General features: G+C 63.6%; 17 protein-coding genes. 15 read left to right on the top strand and 2 right to left on the bottom strand.

Going from position 1 to position 17,042, the window contains the following annotated elements; all coding sequences use genetic code 11:
- Positions 1-3: 3 nt before the first annotated feature.
- Positions 4-1,662 carry a c-type cytochrome gene (locus C2L64_RS42705; RefSeq protein WP_007736975.1) on the top strand — a complete coding sequence of 553 codons (1,659 nt, stop codon included), beginning with the start codon at positions 4-6 and terminating at the stop codon, positions 1,660-1,662.
- Positions 1,663-1,700: 38 nt separating this feature from the next.
- Here C2L64_RS42705 and C2L64_RS42700 read toward each other — a convergent pair whose 3' ends face one another.
- Complete coding sequence (locus C2L64_RS42700) at positions 1,701-2,339, bottom strand: lytic transglycosylase domain-containing protein (protein WP_009770132.1); 639 nt, start codon at positions 2,337-2,339, stop codon at positions 1,701-1,703.
- 555 nt (positions 2,340-2,894) lie between these two features.
- On the opposite strand from C2L64_RS42700, the gene C2L64_RS42695 reads away from it, so the two are divergent.
- Positions 2,895-3,686, top strand: coding sequence for a response regulator (locus C2L64_RS42695; RefSeq protein ID WP_007736971.1), 792 nt, complete (start codon positions 2,895-2,897; stop codon positions 3,684-3,686).
- A gap of 42 nt (positions 3,687-3,728) precedes the next feature.
- On the opposite strand, the gene C2L64_RS42690 is transcribed toward C2L64_RS42695, so the two are convergent.
- The gene (locus C2L64_RS42690) at positions 3,729-4,862 is read right to left on the bottom strand and encodes a sensor histidine kinase (RefSeq protein ID WP_009770133.1); all 1,134 of its coding nucleotides are present in this window, start codon (positions 4,860-4,862) and stop codon (positions 3,729-3,731) included.
- A gap of 711 nt (positions 4,863-5,573) precedes the next feature.
- On the opposite strand from C2L64_RS42690, the gene C2L64_RS56415 reads away from it, so the two are divergent.
- The 13 genes from C2L64_RS56415 to C2L64_RS42625 all read left to right on the top strand — a co-directional run bounded on the left by C2L64_RS56415 (position 5,574) and on the right by C2L64_RS42625 (position 16,881).
- Entirely contained in the window at positions 5,574-6,164 is a 591-nt protein-coding gene (locus C2L64_RS56415; protein ID WP_407671928.1) for an SCO family protein, read from the top strand.
- Positions 6,165-6,187: 23 nt separating this feature from the next.
- Complete coding sequence (locus tag C2L64_RS42680; RefSeq protein ID WP_007736965.1) at positions 6,188-6,880, top strand: response regulator; 693 nt, start codon at positions 6,188-6,190, stop codon at positions 6,878-6,880.
- A gap of 156 nt (positions 6,881-7,036) precedes the next feature.
- Positions 7,037-7,486, top strand: a complete 450-nt coding sequence (gene gspG, locus C2L64_RS42675; protein WP_176133773.1) for a type II secretion system major pseudopilin GspG — start codon at positions 7,037-7,039, stop codon at positions 7,484-7,486.
- A 20-nt stretch (positions 7,487-7,506) separates the two neighbouring features.
- Positions 7,507-8,709 carry a type II secretion system F family protein gene (locus tag C2L64_RS42670; protein WP_009770137.1) on the top strand — a complete coding sequence of 401 codons (1,203 nt, stop codon included), beginning with the start codon at positions 7,507-7,509 and terminating at the stop codon, positions 8,707-8,709.
- 14 nt (positions 8,710-8,723) lie between these two features.
- Positions 8,724-10,454, top strand: a complete 1,731-nt coding sequence (locus tag C2L64_RS42665; RefSeq protein ID WP_009770138.1) for a GspE/PulE family protein — start codon at positions 8,724-8,726, stop codon at positions 10,452-10,454.
- Positions 10,435-11,349: a hypothetical protein gene (locus C2L64_RS42660; protein ID WP_009770139.1), complete on the top strand. Its 915-nt coding sequence runs from the start codon at positions 10,435-10,437 to the stop codon at positions 11,347-11,349. Before C2L64_RS42665 ends, C2L64_RS42660 begins: the two co-directional genes overlap by 20 nt.
- Positions 11,346-11,876, top strand: coding sequence for a membrane protein (locus C2L64_RS42655; protein ID WP_009770140.1), 531 nt, complete (start codon positions 11,346-11,348; stop codon positions 11,874-11,876). The genes C2L64_RS42660 and C2L64_RS42655 overlap by 4 nt, the downstream gene beginning before the upstream one ends.
- The gene (locus tag C2L64_RS42650) at positions 11,873-12,439 is read left to right on the top strand and encodes a hypothetical protein (protein WP_009770141.1); all 567 of its coding nucleotides are present in this window, start codon (positions 11,873-11,875) and stop codon (positions 12,437-12,439) included. Before C2L64_RS42655 ends, C2L64_RS42650 begins: the two co-directional genes overlap by 4 nt.
- Complete coding sequence (locus tag C2L64_RS42645) at positions 12,436-13,014, top strand: hypothetical protein (protein WP_039902111.1); 579 nt, start codon at positions 12,436-12,438, stop codon at positions 13,012-13,014. The genes C2L64_RS42650 and C2L64_RS42645 overlap by 4 nt, the downstream gene beginning before the upstream one ends.
- Positions 13,015-13,028: 14 nt before the next feature.
- Positions 13,029-15,314: a secretin N-terminal domain-containing protein gene (locus tag C2L64_RS42640; RefSeq protein WP_039902112.1), complete on the top strand. Its 2,286-nt coding sequence runs from the start codon at positions 13,029-13,031 to the stop codon at positions 15,312-15,314.
- A 3-nt stretch (positions 15,315-15,317) separates the two neighbouring features.
- A complete protein-coding gene (locus C2L64_RS42635; protein ID WP_007736950.1) occupies positions 15,318-15,863 on the top strand; it encodes a type II secretion system protein in 546 nt (181 codons plus the stop codon).
- A gap of 8 nt (positions 15,864-15,871) precedes the next feature.
- Positions 15,872-16,264 carry a type II secretion system protein gene (locus tag C2L64_RS42630; protein WP_009770145.1) on the top strand — a complete coding sequence of 131 codons (393 nt, stop codon included), beginning with the start codon at positions 15,872-15,874 and terminating at the stop codon, positions 16,262-16,264.
- A complete protein-coding gene (locus C2L64_RS42625; RefSeq protein WP_009770146.1) occupies positions 16,261-16,881 on the top strand; it encodes a hypothetical protein in 621 nt (206 codons plus the stop codon). The genes C2L64_RS42630 and C2L64_RS42625 overlap by 4 nt, the downstream gene beginning before the upstream one ends.
- The last annotated feature ends 161 nt before the right edge of the window (positions 16,882-17,042 follow it).

Below are 17,042 nucleotides of genomic sequence, written 5' to 3'. Positions count from 1 at the left end.
ATCATGCCCGGCCTCGTCGCAATGGCCACTGTGTTTCCACGGCGGCTGCTCTTTGCGAGTGCGTTGGCCGCCGTGTTGCTGGTGTCCACGCATCACGCGCTCGGAGCGCCGCCCGTCGACGCCGGCGCAGCGATCTTTCGCGACGGCATCGCCGGCGACGGCCGCCCGGTGGAAGCGACGCATCAGGGGCAACTTGCGATGCGAGGCGCAGCGGCCGCCTGCATGAATTGCCATCGACGCAGCGGGCTTGGCGCGAAGGAGGGCAACACGGTCATTCCGCCCATTGCCGCGCAGTATCTGTTTCATCCGCCCGCGAAAAACCCGGATGAATTGACGGTGCCGTTCATCGACGGCATGCGCACCAGTCGCGAACCGTACACGGAAGCGACGCTCGCGCGCGCGATCCGCGAAGGCATCGATTCCGAAGGCAAGCCGCTCGGCTATCTGATGCCGCAATTCGATCTGAGCGACGCGGACATGCATGCGCTCATCGGCTATCTGAAGACGCTCGACAGGCGCAGGGCGCTCGGCGTCACCGACACCGTGCTGCACTTCGCAACGATCATCACGCCCGACGCCGACCCCGTGAAGCGGCGCGGCATGCTCGATGTGCTCGAACATTACTTTGCCGACAAGAACGCTGCGCCGTTGGGCGCGACGCCCGCGTTGCGCTCGTCGCGCAAGATGATGTTCATGGTCAACAGGCGCTGGGAACTGCATGTATGGGAACTCCACGGCCCGCCGGAGACGTGGCAGGCGCAGTTGCGGCAGTATCTTGCGAAGCAGCCGGTGTTCGCCGTGCTGTCGGGACTCGGCGGCAGGAACTGGGCGCCTGTTCACGATTTCTGCGAGCGCGAACAGGTGCCGTGTCTGTTTCCGAACGTCGAGGTGCCTGTCGAAAGCGAGCACGACTTTTACTCCATGTATTTCTCGCGTGGCGTGCTGCTCGAAGCGGAATTGATCGCGAAACGAATTCGCGAGCCCGCCAGTTCTGCTTCGGCTCGACCGGTCAAAACAGTGCTGCAGATTTATCGCGCGGGCGATAGCGGCGAGGCCGCGGCGCAGGCGCTTGCCGCAGATTTGAAGAAGCAAGGCATCGCCGTCGAGAATCACGCGATGCCTGCGAACGCGCGCGTCGCGGCGGCGCTGCGAGGCGCGTCGCACGCGGATGTGCTCGTGCTATGGCTCAGGCCGCCCGACATCGCCGCGCTCGGCGACGCGCCGGCCGCCTCGGTGGCCGTGTATGTGTCCGGGCTGATGGGCGGGCTCGACCGCGTACCCCTGCCTGCGCACTGGCGCGACAACGCACGGCTCGCGTATCCCGTCGATCTGCCGCAAGGCCGGCGCGTGCGCGTCGACTATGCGTTCGGCTGGTTCGCGATACGGCATATTCCCGTCGTCGACGAGCGTGTGCAGGCGGATACCTATCTGGCGTGCGGGCTGCTGGCCGAAACGTTGAGCCATATGGTCGATGCCTTCGTGCGCGACTACCTCGTCGAACGTATCGACGACATGCTCGAACATCGCATTCTCACCGGCTACTATCCGCGCCTCACGCTCGCACCGGGTCAGCGCTATGCATCGAAAGGCGGATACATCGTGCGATTCGCAGAGCCGGACAGACTGCGCGTGGTCGCGGACAGCGACTGGATCGTGCCGTAGCACAAGGCAGGAAATGCGCGCTAATCGAAGTGGTTAACTCAACTGCTCGCAGGCAGCAACCGCCGGTATTTATCGAGCACGCGCGGCACATACGAACGCGTTTCGGGAAACGACGGAATCCTGTAGCCCGCGCGTATCACCGCATTCTCGCCGGCGTTATACGCGGCGAGCGCCAGCTCCATATCGTCCTTGAATAGATCGAGCAAAAAGCGCAGATAGCGGGCGCCCGCAAGCACGTTGTCGCGCGGATTGAACATGTCGCCATCGGAGAAGCGGCGCGCCGTGTCCGGCATGAGTTGCATGAGGCCCAGTGCCCCTTTTTCGGAGACGGCGTTGGGGTTGTAGCGTGATTCGACGTCGATAACCGCGCGCAAGAGTTCGGGCTGTAGATGGAAGGTTTCGCTGGCCTCGACGATCACGGGTTCGAATTGCGAGGCATCGGCATGCGTCGATTGCACGGGTTGTTTCGCGCGGCCTGGTGACGGCGGCGACGCGACGATCACCGACATGCCCGTCTTGCCCGGCATATCGGTCAGCACGATTACGCCCGTGCTGTCGACCTTGCCGAAAATATCGGCGTGTGCGGACTGGGCCAGAACCAGACCGAGCACGACGGCCGACAGAACAGATGGCGCGGAGGCTGTAGGTGCCCGTCGGGTCGCTGCGTGCACGCGCATGATGGATCTCCGCTCGTGCTTTGATTGTGGTGCGCAGTCCAGAACGCGGCAATGGGGCGATCTCCCCTTTTTCTGAGGCGAATGCGGAGGGCTTTCACCCACTGTACAGAAACGTTACAGGTCAGGCGGCTGCGGTAAGGGCGAATTCGTCGGGTGTTTTGGCACGCAGGCACGCGCAAAGAAGGAAACGCAAAGCGGAGCATGCCGTGTGGGTGAAAACTGCCGCATAACTGGCATCTCACTGCTGAACGGGACTTTTCCCGAAATATTACGCGCGCGTGAAACGGAAAGAAACCGATCAGGAATGAAACATTTTTGCGTGCAAAAATTACCGATCTTTGACAGTTTTCAAATGGTCAGGCACGCCTACAGGTTTTGCGAGGATGGCAAGCTCCTTGCTCGTTCTGAGCCGGGCGCAGGCCTGGCAGGGTTTTGCCGCCATGCGTTAGCATAACGAAATATATACGTAATGTTCGAGAAAGTAACAATCGAAAGAAGAAGAATTTTGTGCTCGCCATGTTATGGCACGCACACTTACGACACGAGGAGCCGGCCGTGAACATCAAACATCGCGTGATCATCGCAGAGGACCACGACCTGCTGCGCAACGGGTTGCGTTCGATGCTGTCGGCGCAAAGCGAATACGAAGTAGTGGGCGAGGCGCGTGACGGGAAGGAGGCGTGTCAGCTCGCCATGTCGCTGGCACCCGACCTGATCCTGATGGATCTGTCGATGCGCGGCATGAACGGCATCGACGCGACGGCGGCGATCAAGCGTCGCTCGCCGCTCGTGCACATCATCGCGTTGACCGTGCATCAGAGCGAGGAATATGTGCGCGAGGCGTTGCGCGCGGGTGTCGACGGTTACGTGCTGAAGGATGTGTCGTTCGACGAACTGCTTTTCGCGATGCGCACTGTCATGCAGGGCAAGAAGCATTTGAGCGCGGACGTCTATGGCTTCATGGTCGATTCGTTCGTGACGGGGCGCGAGATCGCGGCGCCGAAGAAAGCATGGGACCTGTTGACGGCCCGCGAACGCAGCGTGTTGAAGCTGATTGCGGAAGGGCGGACCAACCGGCAGGTGGGCCAGTATCTGAACCTGAGTCCGAAAACGATCGAGAAGTATCGCGCGAGCGTGATGCACAAGCTTGCGATCGAGAACGTGACGGAACTCGTGCTTGCGGCGATCAGCATGGGCCTGCTGACTTCACTCGCGTCGAAATGCGCGGAGCCGGAGACGGACGACGGGCTGTATCGCTTGCCCGTTGCAGGCGCGCAGGTTGACGGCGCGGCGGGCGAAGCGGAGAACGGCGCGTTGCCGCACATGAGCGGCACGGCGGCGGGCTAGCCGGAGCATGCGTGCGCGCCGCGCGGCATGTCATGCGAGGCGCTACAGAGGCCAGTATGCCGAGACTTCGGTGCCGTCGTCCGGGATTGCACTCACGGCGAACGTGCCACCTTGCGTTTCGACGCGATGCTGCATGCCCGTCAGACCCAGGCCGTTCGAGCGGGCGTCGTCCGTGCGAAGTGGGCGTGCCTCGTAGCCAGTTCCATTGTCGCGTATGGTCAGCAGCAGATGCGATGCATTGCGCTGCAACTCGACGCGAATCTCCGAAGCAGCAGCATGCTTGACGATGTTATTGAGTGCTTCCTGCACCACGCGAAAGATATCCGCCTTTAGATGGTCGGGGATTTCGCCGTCTTCGATGCCGCATGAAAACATCACTCGCAGCGTTTCGATGCTTTGCCCGACGCGCCGGCAGAGTGCGCTCAACGCGGCGGGCAGGCCGAGGCGCTCCAGCGCGAGCGGCCTCAGCTCTCCACATATCTGCCGCATTTCGCCGATCGTGTCGCGTATCTGCAGGACGGTTGCATCGAGCAGTTGCGCAGCATCGTCGGCCTGGCCGCGCCGCAAACGCATGCGCGCGTCTTCCACCATCAGCTTGATCAACGTCAGCGCCTGACCCATGCCGTCGTGAAGCTCGGCGGCAAGACGCTCGCGTTCGCGCTGCTGGCCCATCATGAGCCAGGTTGCCGGTTTGCGCGCGTCGTCGGCAGGTGGCTGAGCGCTTTGGGACTTCTCGCTTCCCAGCGACGCGAGTGGCTCGGCGAGCAACATCAGCCGGAGTAGCGCGCCGCCTTGGCTCGGTGCAAAAGTCTGCTGGTACACATGCAATGGCATTCGATGGCCGGTTCGGCCCGTGAGCGTGACGTCGAATGTGCGGAACACGTGGTCTGCGCTGTCGCGCAGCTGCTGTTCGACGGCCGCGTAATCTTCTTCATGCGCGAGGTCCGCGAGACGCTTGCCGGCGAGATCGGCACTCGCATAGCCGAGCAGCGCGGCGGCGCTGCGATTCATGCTGACGATCGCGCCTTCGGCGGTCGTCAAGGCGAGCGCGGCGCCGCGCGCGTCGCTGATGTGCGCGGTCTGCTGCGTGTCGCGCATGGCGTTGCCCAGCTTGCGCATCGCGTCGATCAGATCGCGCAGCTTGACGGGCGGTTCAGGCGACGTAGTGGCATGCATGGGCGCTCCCGTCTGGTTGACCCGAAAACTCTGAAGCCGCTGTGGGATTGTAGGCCGCGCGCCGCGCGCGCGGCAACGGGGCACGTGCTGCGTTTCGTACGGGGAAGACCCGTACCGTCTGGCGCGGGGTATTACGCAGGTGGAAATCCCCTACTGTGCTTTGGGGAGCTTCATCCAATGACGTCCCACAGACGATTGACGAGACTGGTCGAGCAAGGGCGAATTGCGCGCCGTGCCCTGGTTCGCAGCCCGTTGCTTCATGAAGAGGAGGTCGCGATGAACACCCACAGGCTCGTAATCGGAGCGCTCATTCTGACGGGCGCGGGACTGACGGCGCTACCGGCATTGAGCGCCGAGGACGAACAGGCGCCCGCAGCCGATGCGGCGATGGCGGCGCAACATCACGACGCCTCGATGAACATGGACGAGGCAAAAAGCGATGACCCGATCGCGGAGACGGCTGCAAAGGCAGCACAAGACAACGCAGCGCAAGACAACGCGCCGACCAGTGCCGCGCTGCAAGGCATGACGGCGAAGCAGCGCGTGATGAAGGAAGCGGCAGCGGCACAGGCAGCAGCAAAAGCCACGGAAGAAAAAGACGTCGCGACGGAAGAAGCGCCCGCGCACGATGCCGCCGCGATGCCGGCCAATATGCCGATGGACAACATGCCGATGCCCGCCGCGCATGACACGGCCGCGCCCGCGGACGCCATGCCCCCGCACGACGAACAGTCGAAAGACAAGCTTCACTCGATGTCCGGCGAACACGAGATGCTCGCGCATCATCACGACATGGCGCCAGGCACGACACGCACCACGGTGGACTACGCGTTGCCGCCCATCACGCTGGTGCGCGACGACGGCGAGTCCGTTTCGCTGGTCGACGAACTGAACGACGGCCGTCCCGTAGTGTTGACGTTCATCTACACGTCATGCACGACGATCTGCCCAATGGTCAGTCAGACCTTCGAGCAATTGCAGGAGGAACTCGGCAGCGAGCGCGACAACGTGCATATGGTGTCGATCTCGATCGATCCCGAAGAGGACACGCCCGCACGCCTCAAGGCCTACGCTGAGCGCTTCGGTGCGGGCCCGGAATGGCAGTACTACACGGGCACGGTGGAAGCGAGCGTCGCCGCGCAGCGCGCGTTCAACGTCTATCGCGGCGACAAGATGAACCACACGGCCGTCGCGTTCTTCCGCGCCGCGCCGGGCAAGCCGTGGCTGCGCCTGGATGGCCTTGCGACTCCCGACGAACTGTTGAGCGCCTATCACGAGATCGTCGCCCGCAACGGTTCGTGAACGCGCCGCGCGGAGGTGTCAACGTGGAGAAGATCCACCGGGTGCTGATCGCCGAAGACCAGCCGCTGCTGCGCGGGGGGCTGTGCTCGATGGTCCGCGCGTTGCAGCACTACAGCGTCGCGGGCGAGGCGGGCGACGGCGTCGAGGCGTGCAGCCTCGCCGCGACGCTGATGCCTGACCTGATCCTGATGGACCTGTCGATGCCCGGCAGAAGCGGCGTCGAAGCGATCGCGCACATCAAGCGGCAAGCGCCGCAGATCAGGATCATCGCGCTGACCATCCACGCGAGCGATATGCATATGCGCGAGGCGCTGGCGGCAGGTGTCGATGGCTATGTGCTCAAGGACGCGGCGTTCGACGAGCTTGTCGAGGCGATGCGTCTGGTCATGCTCGGCCAGCGCAATGCGACGCTCGACGAGTATGGCGCGCGACAGGGCGAGCCGCGCGGCCAGCCTTCGAACGGGCAGCATGCGCAGATGTGGAGCGCGCTGACCTGCCGCGAGCGCGTCGTGCTGCGTCTCGTTGCCGAGGGCTGCACCAATCGCGAAGTGGGCGAGCAGTTGCGCCTGAGTCCCAAAACCATCGAGAAACATCGCGCCAGCCTGATGCGCAAGCTCGGCGTATCGAATGCGACAGGGCTCGTGCACGCGGCGCTCGATCTCGGCGTGCTCGCGCTGCCCGAGGACACGGGCAATGGGTTGAACTACTTCGTTTGAACGGTAAAGAACGGGAGGGTCTTTACCCATCTGTTTGCACGAGTCTCCCTACTTCGCGCGCATGCGGGCCTGAACAACAATGCACACAGGCGTCCGGCCTGCGCGACACGCGCGGCATTCCACAGGGAGGACCACACCGTGAGCGACATCCTGTCCATGTCCACATGCGGCAGACCCGTCGATACACATGCACGGCAAGCTGCGCGCGAGCGGGGTTTCACGCTGCTCGAACTGCTGGTGGTCATGGTCATCATCGGATTGCTGGCGGGTCTCGTCGCTCCCCGCTATTTCGACCAGATCGGCAAGTCGAACACGAAGATCGCGCGCGCGCAGATCGAATCGCTCGGCAAGGCGCTCGATCAATTCCGGCTCGATGTCGGCGCGTATCCGACCACGGAAGAAGGCCTGCAGGCGCTGATGACCAAGCCGCAAGACGCGCCGCACTGGAGCGGCCCCTATCTGCAGAAGGCCGTGCCGCCCGATCCGTGGGACCGCCCCTATCAGTATCGCGCGCCTGGCGAACACTCCGACTACGACCTGTATTCGTACGGCAAGGACGGCCAGCCGGGCGGCTCGGGCGAGAACTCGGACGTGACGTCCTGGTGAACGGTGCGAGGAGAAGCGACGTGAAGTATGTGCTGCGGGTCTTCGATACGAACGGGGCGGTGCAGACGGTGCACGTCGAGAGCGATTCGACGGCGGCGGCCGCGTCTCTCGCCCGCGCGCGCGGGCTGCGTGTCGTATCGGTGCGCGGCGAGCGCGGCAGCGCGCGTTTGCGCCTGCGCACGCCCGCGCTCGCGCGCGGCAAGTTCAATGTCGAACTCTTCGCGCGCGAACTCGCGGCGCTGCTCTCGGCGGGCGTCGGTGTGGTCGATGCGTTGCGCACGCTCGCCAGCAACGAGCGTCGCGAACGTTCCGCCGCCGTGTATCGCGGGCTGTTGCGGCGGCTCGAAGAAGGACAGTCGTTGTCGGCGGCGCTCGAACAGGCCAGCGACGTTTTCCCCGTCGTGCTGGTCGCCTGTGTGAAAGCGAGCGAGCAGACGGGCGGTCTCGCAGACAGTCTCACGCGCTATTCGCGCAACAGCGCGATGCTGCATGAACTGCGGGGACGGGTGGTGTCCGCGGCGATCTATCCGACGGTGCTACTGGTGGTTGGCGCGGTAGTCGTGCTCTTTCTGTTGGGCTTCGTCGTCCCGCGCTTCGCGACGCTGCTCGAACATAGCGGGCGCGAACTACCGCTTCTTTCTCAACTGCTGATCGCGTGGGGCAGCATGGTTCACGCGCATGGCAAGGAACTCGCAATCGGCTTCGCCGTGCTCGCGTTCGCTGCGTCGATCGTGCTGCGCCGCCCTTCCGCGCGCGACTGGATTGCCGACCGCATGCTCGCGTTGCCGGGCATCGGCGAATACTTTCGTGTGTTCCGTCAATCGCAGTTCTTCCGCACCACGGCGATGCTCGTCGACGGCGGCATCCCGGCCATCCGTGCGTTCGATCTTGCGCGTGGGCTTGTGGGTCGTTCCGATCAGGCATCGCTTGCGCGTGCGCTCGATCAGGTGCGCAACGGCGCGAAGATTTCCGACGCGTTCCAGCAGGCGTCGCTGGCTGATGCGATCACCTATCGGCTATTGACCGTCGCGGAGAAGACGGGCGGTCTCGGCCCCGTGCTCGATCGGATCGCGGCGTTCCAGGAATCGCAGGTGGCGCGCGCAATCGATCTGATCTCACGGCTGATCGAGCCCGCGATGATGATCTTCATTGGCATCGTGATCGGCGGCATTGTCGTGCTGATGTACATGCCGATCTTCGAAATCGCATCGAGCGTTCAATAGCAGGCGAGGATGTCATGGACACGGCGAGCATGGCGAACGGCATCGGCGGAACGGGCGGCGTCGATCTGCGCGATGCGCTGCGCAGCCTCGCCGAGCGTCATGGCTCGGGCCTGCGCGCGCTTGAAGATCTGCTTACGCAAATGCCCGTCAGCCCCGACGAAGTGCTCGCGCAACTCGCTGTGCAATGTCACATGCAGCCGATCACGATGCATGGGCTGAACGCGCTGCAACCGGATTTCGACGTCGTACCGTTCGTCGAGGCGACGACCCGCCTGTGCATCTGCTTTCGCGATGCCGAAGATTCCGCGGCGGGGCGCGGCCTGTTGTTCGTGATCGCCGATCCGCTTGACCGGCGCACGCGCGGCAGTATCGAGCAACGCATGCGCGCGCGGCCTGCCGTGCCGTATCGCTGGGCGCTCGCGAGTATCGGCGACATGACCGCGTGGCTCGCGGTGCGCGAGAAGGACGTGCGCGCGATGGACTCGCTTGCGTTCGACCAGACGACCCAGCATGCCGCTGATCCCGCGTCGCTTGCGCTGACGCTGCAAGGCATCAGCAACGACGACAGCGCTGTCGTGCGCCTGCTGAATTCGACGATCTACGACGCCCTGAAAATGATGGCGAGCGACATACACCTCGAATGCCGCGCGCATGGGCTGATGATCAAATGCCGCGTCGATGGCGTGCTGACGGTGGTGGGGCGCGTCGAAGGGCGCGACGTCGCGGATCAGGTGCTGTCGCGCGTGAAAGTCATTTCCGAACTCGACATCGCCGAGCGCCGCGTGCCGCAGGACGGCCGATTCAAGGCCGTCTATGCGGGCCGCGAGATCGATTTTCGCGTGTCGATCATGCCGAACCAGTTCGGCGAAGACGCGGTGCTGCGCATTCTGGATCGCTATCAGCTGTCGCAGGCGTCGGGAGGACTCACGCTCGAAGCGCTCGGTTTCCAGCAGGAAGACACGCGTTTCATGCGCACGGTCGCCGCGATGCCGTACGGCATGCTCCTCGTCACGGGGCCGACGGGCAGCGGCAAGACGACGACGCTCTACGCGATCCTCACGGAGATCAACGACGGACTAGAAAAGATCGTGACCATCGAAGACCCGGTCGAGTATCAGCTGGGCGACATTCTGCAGATTCCCGTCAACGAGGCAAAAGGGCTGACATTCGCGCGCGGCCTTCGCTCGATCCTGCGCCATGATCCAGACAAGATCATGGTCGGTGAAATCCGCGATCCGGAGACGGCGCAGATTGCCGTGCAGGCAGCATTGACGGGCCACCAGGTCTTCACGACCGTGCACGCGAACAATGTATTCGACGTGATCGGCCGCTTTACGAACATGGACGTCGACCCTTACAGCTTCGTGTCGGCGTTGAACGGTGTGATCGCGCAACGACTCTTGCGCCAGTGCTGCCCGGACTGTGTCGCTGAAGATACCGTCGACGCCGATGCGCTCGCGCGATCGGGCATCGATCCGGATACGGCGGGCGGCTATCTGTTCCGGCGCGGCGCGGGATGCGCAGCCTGCCGCGGTAGCGGCTATCGCGGGCGGCGCGCCGTCGCGGAAGCGTTGCGCATGGACGACGAACTGCGGCAACTGCTGTCCGAACGCGCGCCGCTTACGCAGATCAAGGCGGCCGCATTCCGGCAGGGCATGAAGACGCTGCGAAGTGCGGCGATCAAGCTCGTGCGGCAGGGCGAGACGACCCTCGAGGAGATCAACCGTGTCACCATGGTCGATTGATTCGCCCGGCGCGGACATCAACATCGGCATCGGCACGCGCGAGGTCGCCGTGGGGCCGCGCTGGACGCGCTGGACGCCGGCGCGCAAGCCCACTTCGCCCGCCGGGCCGCGCAGCGTGCCGATGCCCGAAACGCAATGGTTCACGCAAGCGGGTGTCTTCGACGCACTGCGCGCAGCGCTCGAGCCCGCGCCGGATAGCGTTGCGGCGCAAGCGCCGAGCGTGCCTTCCCGAACGCGCGGCGCCCATATCGTGCTCGACGACTTCTGGGGCAACCACGCGATACTCCGTGGCGACTTCCGCACGTTGCGCGCGCGAGAAGTCGACGAGATCGCGCGTGCGCATTTCATCGATACGTATGGCGTCGATGGAGAGACCATCGTTGTGCGCGCGTGCGTGCAGCGTGGCGGACGTGCAATGTTTGCCAGCGCGTTGCCGTGCGCGCTGGTGGATGGCATGCGCGAAGCGGGTGCGTCGGCCGGCGCCCGCATGCTGGCGGTGAAACTGTGCCTGCCTGAAATGCTCAACCGGACGCTGCACAGAATGCCCCGCGCAAACGCGATGGTCGTGTTCGCCGCCGACGCGCTGATCCAGGCTGTGCTGATAGAAGCGGGTGGCTGGGCCTGTTATGACGTGCAGCGCCTTTTCGCGGGCGACGCATGCGATCCCGCGAAAGTCACGCTACTCGCGGAACAGGCGTTCGAGCGCTGCGCGGAACGTACGACGCTCAAACACGAGGATTGCGCGCTGGGCTTCTATGGCTCCGGCATTGCCATCGATCTCGCTGCGCTGCAAGCGCGCTTTGCGAGCGTGACTACGCTGGCTCCGCCGAATGCCTGTCATGAACTTGAGGGGGGCGAGAGCTTTGCGCGCCATCTGCTGGAGTACGCGCAATGATCCAGCGACTCGACATCGACTTCGCTCGCCGGCGGTCGCACCTCGCGCCAGCGGGACTCATCATGCTGTGCATCGCGATTTGCGCGCTGCTTGCGAGCGGTGTGCGGCTGTGGCAGGCATTCGATGACAACCAGCAGGCGCAGGAACGGCTGGACGAAGTGCGCCATCGTGGGTCCGCCAAAGCCCATCTCGTCAGGGCGCAACCAACGCCTGCAGCGATGCATGCGGAAAAGCAGAGTCTTGCGGTGCTGAGTGAACTGACGGTGCCGTGGCAAGACCTGTTGTCGATCGTCGAGGACTATCCCGACCATGATGTCGCGCTGATCGGCATCGATCAGAATCCGGTGCAGAGCCAGATTCGCATTACGGCGGAGGCGAAGAACTTCGACGCGATGATCGCGTATCTGCGCTATCTGCAATCGAGCAAGCTATTGCGGGAGGCCGTGCTCAACGATCACGAGATCGAAGCCAATGTTCCGGGCACGCCCGTCCGGTTTCAGGTTACCGCCGTGTGGAGCCGCTCATGAACGTCGAGTTTCTGCGCGAGCGCTGCCTGACCTTGCGTTTCGAATTGATGCGGCGCTTCGGCATAGCGGGGATCGCCGGCATCGCGTTGCTGTGTGCTGCTGCCGTCGTGGCCGATAGTGCGATACGCATGCAAGGCGACACGCTCGCGCTGTCGAACGAGGTTCGGCCTGCGCGCTCCGCGAAGAAAGCAGACGTTTCCCGCGACGCGGGCTCGTACGCGGATACCGCCGTGCTCGCGAGCTTGCCCGATCTGTTTCCGCGTTTCGCGCATAGCGCGGACGATATCGCTGCGATACTCGCGCACGCCCGCGACAGCAATCTGGCAGTCGGCTCAGCGGAATACGTCATCGTTGCCGATCCAGGCGGACGTTACGTGCGCTATCAGATGCTGCTGCCCGTCAAGGATCAGTACGTCACGATTCGCCGGTTTCTTGCGTCGGTGCTCAACAGCGTGCCGAACGCGGCGTTGCGCGAGATTCACGTCGAACGGCCCGCCGTGGACGGCAGCGTGCTCGATGCACGCGTCCGGTTCGAACTCGTATACGGGACGGCGCGGCCATGAGTTCCGTTCTCGTTCGCCGCTCCATGCTGGGCATCTGTCTGATCGCGACGATCGCGCTTTCGGTGAAGGCGTGGCGCGCTCCGGAAGGACCGTCGGCGATGGCGGCTGTGAGTGTCGCACGTCACGACGTCGCGTTGACGGCTTCTTCGGTTCGCTCCGCGGCAAAGCACGACCGCGCGAAATCGCCAGGAAAAGCAACGCAGGCAGTGAGCGAAAAGACCTCGAACGAAAAGCTCGCGGCATTACGCAAGCCCATGTCGCTCGAATCGCGCAACAACCCGTTTGCCGCGTCGTCGTGGCTGCCGCCTGCGCCCCCACCGGTACAGGCTGCACCCGAGCCTCCGCCACCACCGACCGCGCCACCCGTGCCGTATGTGTACTTGGGAAAACTGGACGGCTCGACGCTCAAGCCACGTGTCTTCCTGAGCAGTGGCGATCAGTTGGTGATCGTGTCTCAGGGAGAAGTGGTCGATGGACAGTACCGCGTCGAGTCGATCTCCGACGCCGACATCGTGCTGATGTATCTGCCGTTGAACCAGAGGCAGGTCATATCCATGCAAAGCGAAGGAAAATGAGCGAAGGAACATAAATGACAGCCGCATGCAGCCGCGATCGGAGCCGCAACGGGGACAGCGGCTCATCAACGCGCTATCCACCGCATTCCGCTCCCCTCACGCATTGCTCGCCCCGTGTGCCGCTGACGAAGCGCCAGGCTGCGTGCATCGCACTGGCCGTGCTGGCGTTGGGCGGTTGTGTGACACCGCCCGCTACGCGCCAGAACGATCCCACCAACGCGCAATTGCAGATCGACTATCTGCACGATCGCGACGCGCGCGTGAATGCGTTGCTCGACGATGCGGACGCGTACCGCGGGAGCTACCAGTATGACCTCGCGGTCCAGGCGCTTGGCCAGGCCTACCAGATCGACCCGACGAGCGAGCGCGGCCGCAAGATCGGCGCCGCGCTCGACCGTGACCGGCGCGACCTCACGAGTTTGCAGGAAGCGGACCGCATGATGCAGCGCGGCTCGTATGCGCTCGCGGAAGAGCGCGTGCATCGGGTGCTGGCGCAGAACCCGACCAATCCGATGGCGCAGCAGATGCTCAGGAATATCCAGGACAAACGTAATCAGCAGCGCGCGCTGAAGGAGGAAAAGATCACCGCGTCGTCCATCATGCGGACGCCCGTCACGCTTCAGTTTCGCGATGCCAACGTGCGGATGGTGTTCGAAGCGCTGTCGAAAACGACGGGTCTCAACGTGATTTTCGATCGTGACGTGCGCGCCGACCTGAAGACGACCATCTTCGTCACGAACGCGACGCTGCAGGACACCGTCGACATGATCCTGATGCAGAGCCAGCTCGACAAGAAGCAACTGAACGCGAATACGCTCTTCATCTATCCGGCGACGCCGGCGAAGGAACTGGAGTATCAGGAACTGAAGGTGCGCACGTTCCAGTTGTCGAATGTCGATGCGAAGCAGATTCAGGGCTTGCTGAAGAGCCTGCTGAAGCTGAAGGAAGTGGTGGTCGACGAACGGTCGAACACCGTCACGATACGCGGCACGCCCGATACGATCCGCGTGGCCGAGGAAATGATCGCTGCGCAGGACATTCCCGAGCCCGAAGTGATGATGGAAGTGCAGGTGCTGGAAGTCTCGCACGATCGCATGACCGACCTTGGCATCGAATGGCCGAACACGTTCACCATGTCGACACCCGCCACGGCCAATACCTGGGGCGAGTTGCACCATCTGCCTATCAATGCGCTCAATGTGAGCGGCCTGTCCGCGACGGCCAATTTCAAGCTGAGCGACACCGATGCCAACCTGCTCGCCAGTCCGCGCATTCGCGCGCGCAACAAGGAAAAGGCGCGCATCCTGATCGGCGACAAGGTGCCCGTGATTTCGAGTTCGAGCACGCCGAGCACGAGTGGACCGTCCTATACGCAGATGGTCCAGTACCTCGACGTCGGCATCAAGCTCGAAGTCGAGCCGCAGGTCTATCGGGACGGCGATGTCGGCATCAAGCTGAACCTGGAAGTAAGCAACATCACCAAGGTTATCCAGAGCGACAGTTCGCAGGCAGGGCTGACGACGCTCGCTTATCAGATCGGCACACGCAACGCGTCGACGAGCCTGCGTTTGCGCGACGGCGAAACGCAGATTCTCGGCGGCCTGATTTCCGATTTTGACAGAACGACGGCCGACAAGGTGCCGGGCCTCGGCCAGTTGCCCGTGCTCGGACGGCTCTTCTCCAATCACAACGGCGACCACGTGAAGACTGAGATCGTGCTGCAGATCACACCGCATATCGTGCGCCCGCAGATCGCCGCTGACGCAGATACGCAGGAAGTCTGGTCGGGCACGGACGTCAACGTGCACTCGGAGCAGCTGCGGCTCGACCCGGTCGTCGCGGAACTGGAACCGACGGTACCGCGTCCCGTCGTCCGTACGCCCGGCAGCGTGGGCGGCGGCACGACGGGCGGTGCGGCCGCCACGCCGCACAGCAGCACGCAGGGCCGGCCAACAACCCAGCCGCCCGCGAGCGCGTTCGGCCAGTTGCCTCCGGTGCCACGCACGGCGCCGCCGCAGCAACCGTACGGCGGCCGCTATTCGACCTTGCCCGCGCCGCCCGCTAACGGCGCCACGCCGCCTGCCGATCAAGGTGCCGCCGAGGCGCAGTCGAACGGCGAGAACGGCAACGGCAGCGCGCCACAGGCGCCGTCCGCAGCACCCGGTGCACAGATGGCGCCTCCGCCTCCGCCCGCACCCGCGCTGTCAGCGCCGACCGCGCCTCCGTCGAATCTCGTGATGCCGCCAGGCGACATGCCAAGCGACAACCCGCTGCGTCCGATCCAGAACGGCGGGTACTGAACGATGTCTCGCCTTGTGCGTCCAGACCGTTGCAGTATCGCGCGCCGTGCGAGGCTGCGTGGCTTCACGCTGGTCGAACTCGTGATCACGCTTGCGCTCGTCGGCATTCTGGCGCTTGCTGTCGTGCCGTTTTCGCAACTGATCGTGCAGCGCGAAAAGGAACAGCAACTGAGCGGCGCATTGCGCGAGATTCGTACCGCCCTCGACGGCTACAAGGAAGCGAGCGACGCCGGTCTTATCGAGCGGGAAGCGGAAGCTTCCGGCTATCCGCCTTCGCTAGCGGTGCTGGTGGACGGCGTGAAGAACGTAAAGGACCCGAAGGGCGGCCTGCTGATGTTCCTGCGCCGCGTGCCGCGCGACCCGTTCTTCGCAGGCGACGCCGATACACCGCCCGAAGATACCTGGAGCCTGCGCGCGTTCGGCGACCCGCCCGCGCATGCCGACGGCAGTGATGCTTCGGAACGCGGCAACGTGGGCAAGGACGTATTCGACGTTACGTCGAAGTCGGATCGCGTCGGTATCAATGGCATTCCCTATCGACAGTGGTGAGCGCGACCATGAAACACATCGATACGCGCCGGCGCGATACCGGCTTCACGCTGATCGAACTGGTGGTCGTGATGGCGATCATCGGGCTGTTGCTGACCATCGCGCTGCCGAGTTACATGCACAGCATCGATCGCGGCAAGGAACAGGTGCGTGCGCAGAATCTCGCTGTAATGCGCGATGCGATCGACAAGTACTACGGTGACAACGCCGCCTATCCTGATACGCTCGACGAGCTTGTGACGCGACACTATCTGCGCACGATTCCCGTCGATCCCGTCAACGGTGACGACAAATGGGCGGTCGTCGCGTCGCCGGATGACACGAAGCCGGGTGTCTACGATATCGTGCCTGCCAGCAGCCCGCAGGGCACGGCTTCGGGTGACGCGGGAGCGGGCAAATGAGGTTCGGCGCAGCGTGTGGCCGCCGCGCGACTGCGCATGTCGGGCATGTCGCGCGTGATCGCGGTCTCGTGATGTTGACGTTGCTAATCGCGTTGATGCTGCTCTCCGTCGCGCTGATGGGCGCGCTCGATGTCTGGTCGCTGCAACGCAAACGGGAAAACGAGCAGCAACTGCTGTTCGTCGGGAACCAGTACCGGCTCGCGATATTGCGCTACTACCGAGCTGGGCGCACGCTGCCCGCTTCCGTCGACGAACTGCTCAACGACACGCGTGTTCCCGAGCCGCTGCATCATCTGCGGCGCGCGTATGCCGATCCCATCACCGGGCAGAACGATTGGGTCTATATGTATCAGGCGGGCCGGATGGCGGGCTTGCACAGCAATTCGACTGATGCGCCGATCAAGCGTGCCAACTTTCCCCGGCAGTTCGAAGACTTCGAAGGACAGCAGACCTACGCAGGCTGGCAGTTCTTCTATTTGCCGCCGATGCAGCGCACCTACTCCAACAGCGATACCCCTGCGAAGCCAGCGAGACCGGGTACAGCAGGCGCGCCATTCGATCCGATGAACGACGGATTGACGCACTACACGCCTCGTCCGTTCGGTGCATCGCATTGACGATCGGCATCAAGCCGATTGAAATCCCCTTGTTTGCATCTTCATCATTGCAGGTCCAACGTCAAGGTTGTGCCATTGATTCTCATTACCTGGATGTTCACTGCAGCTTATGAGGTTTACCGCACACATGGCGAATGATTGATGCACAAAAGAGCCGTCGT

The organism is Paraburkholderia hospita, from assembly GCF_002902965.1.
In the GTDB taxonomy this organism is placed as follows: Bacteria; Pseudomonadota; Gammaproteobacteria; order Burkholderiales; family Burkholderiaceae; genus Paraburkholderia; species Paraburkholderia hospita.
Note: the sequence above shows the minus strand (reverse complement) of the source record. Positions and strands in the feature narration are given on the sequence as shown.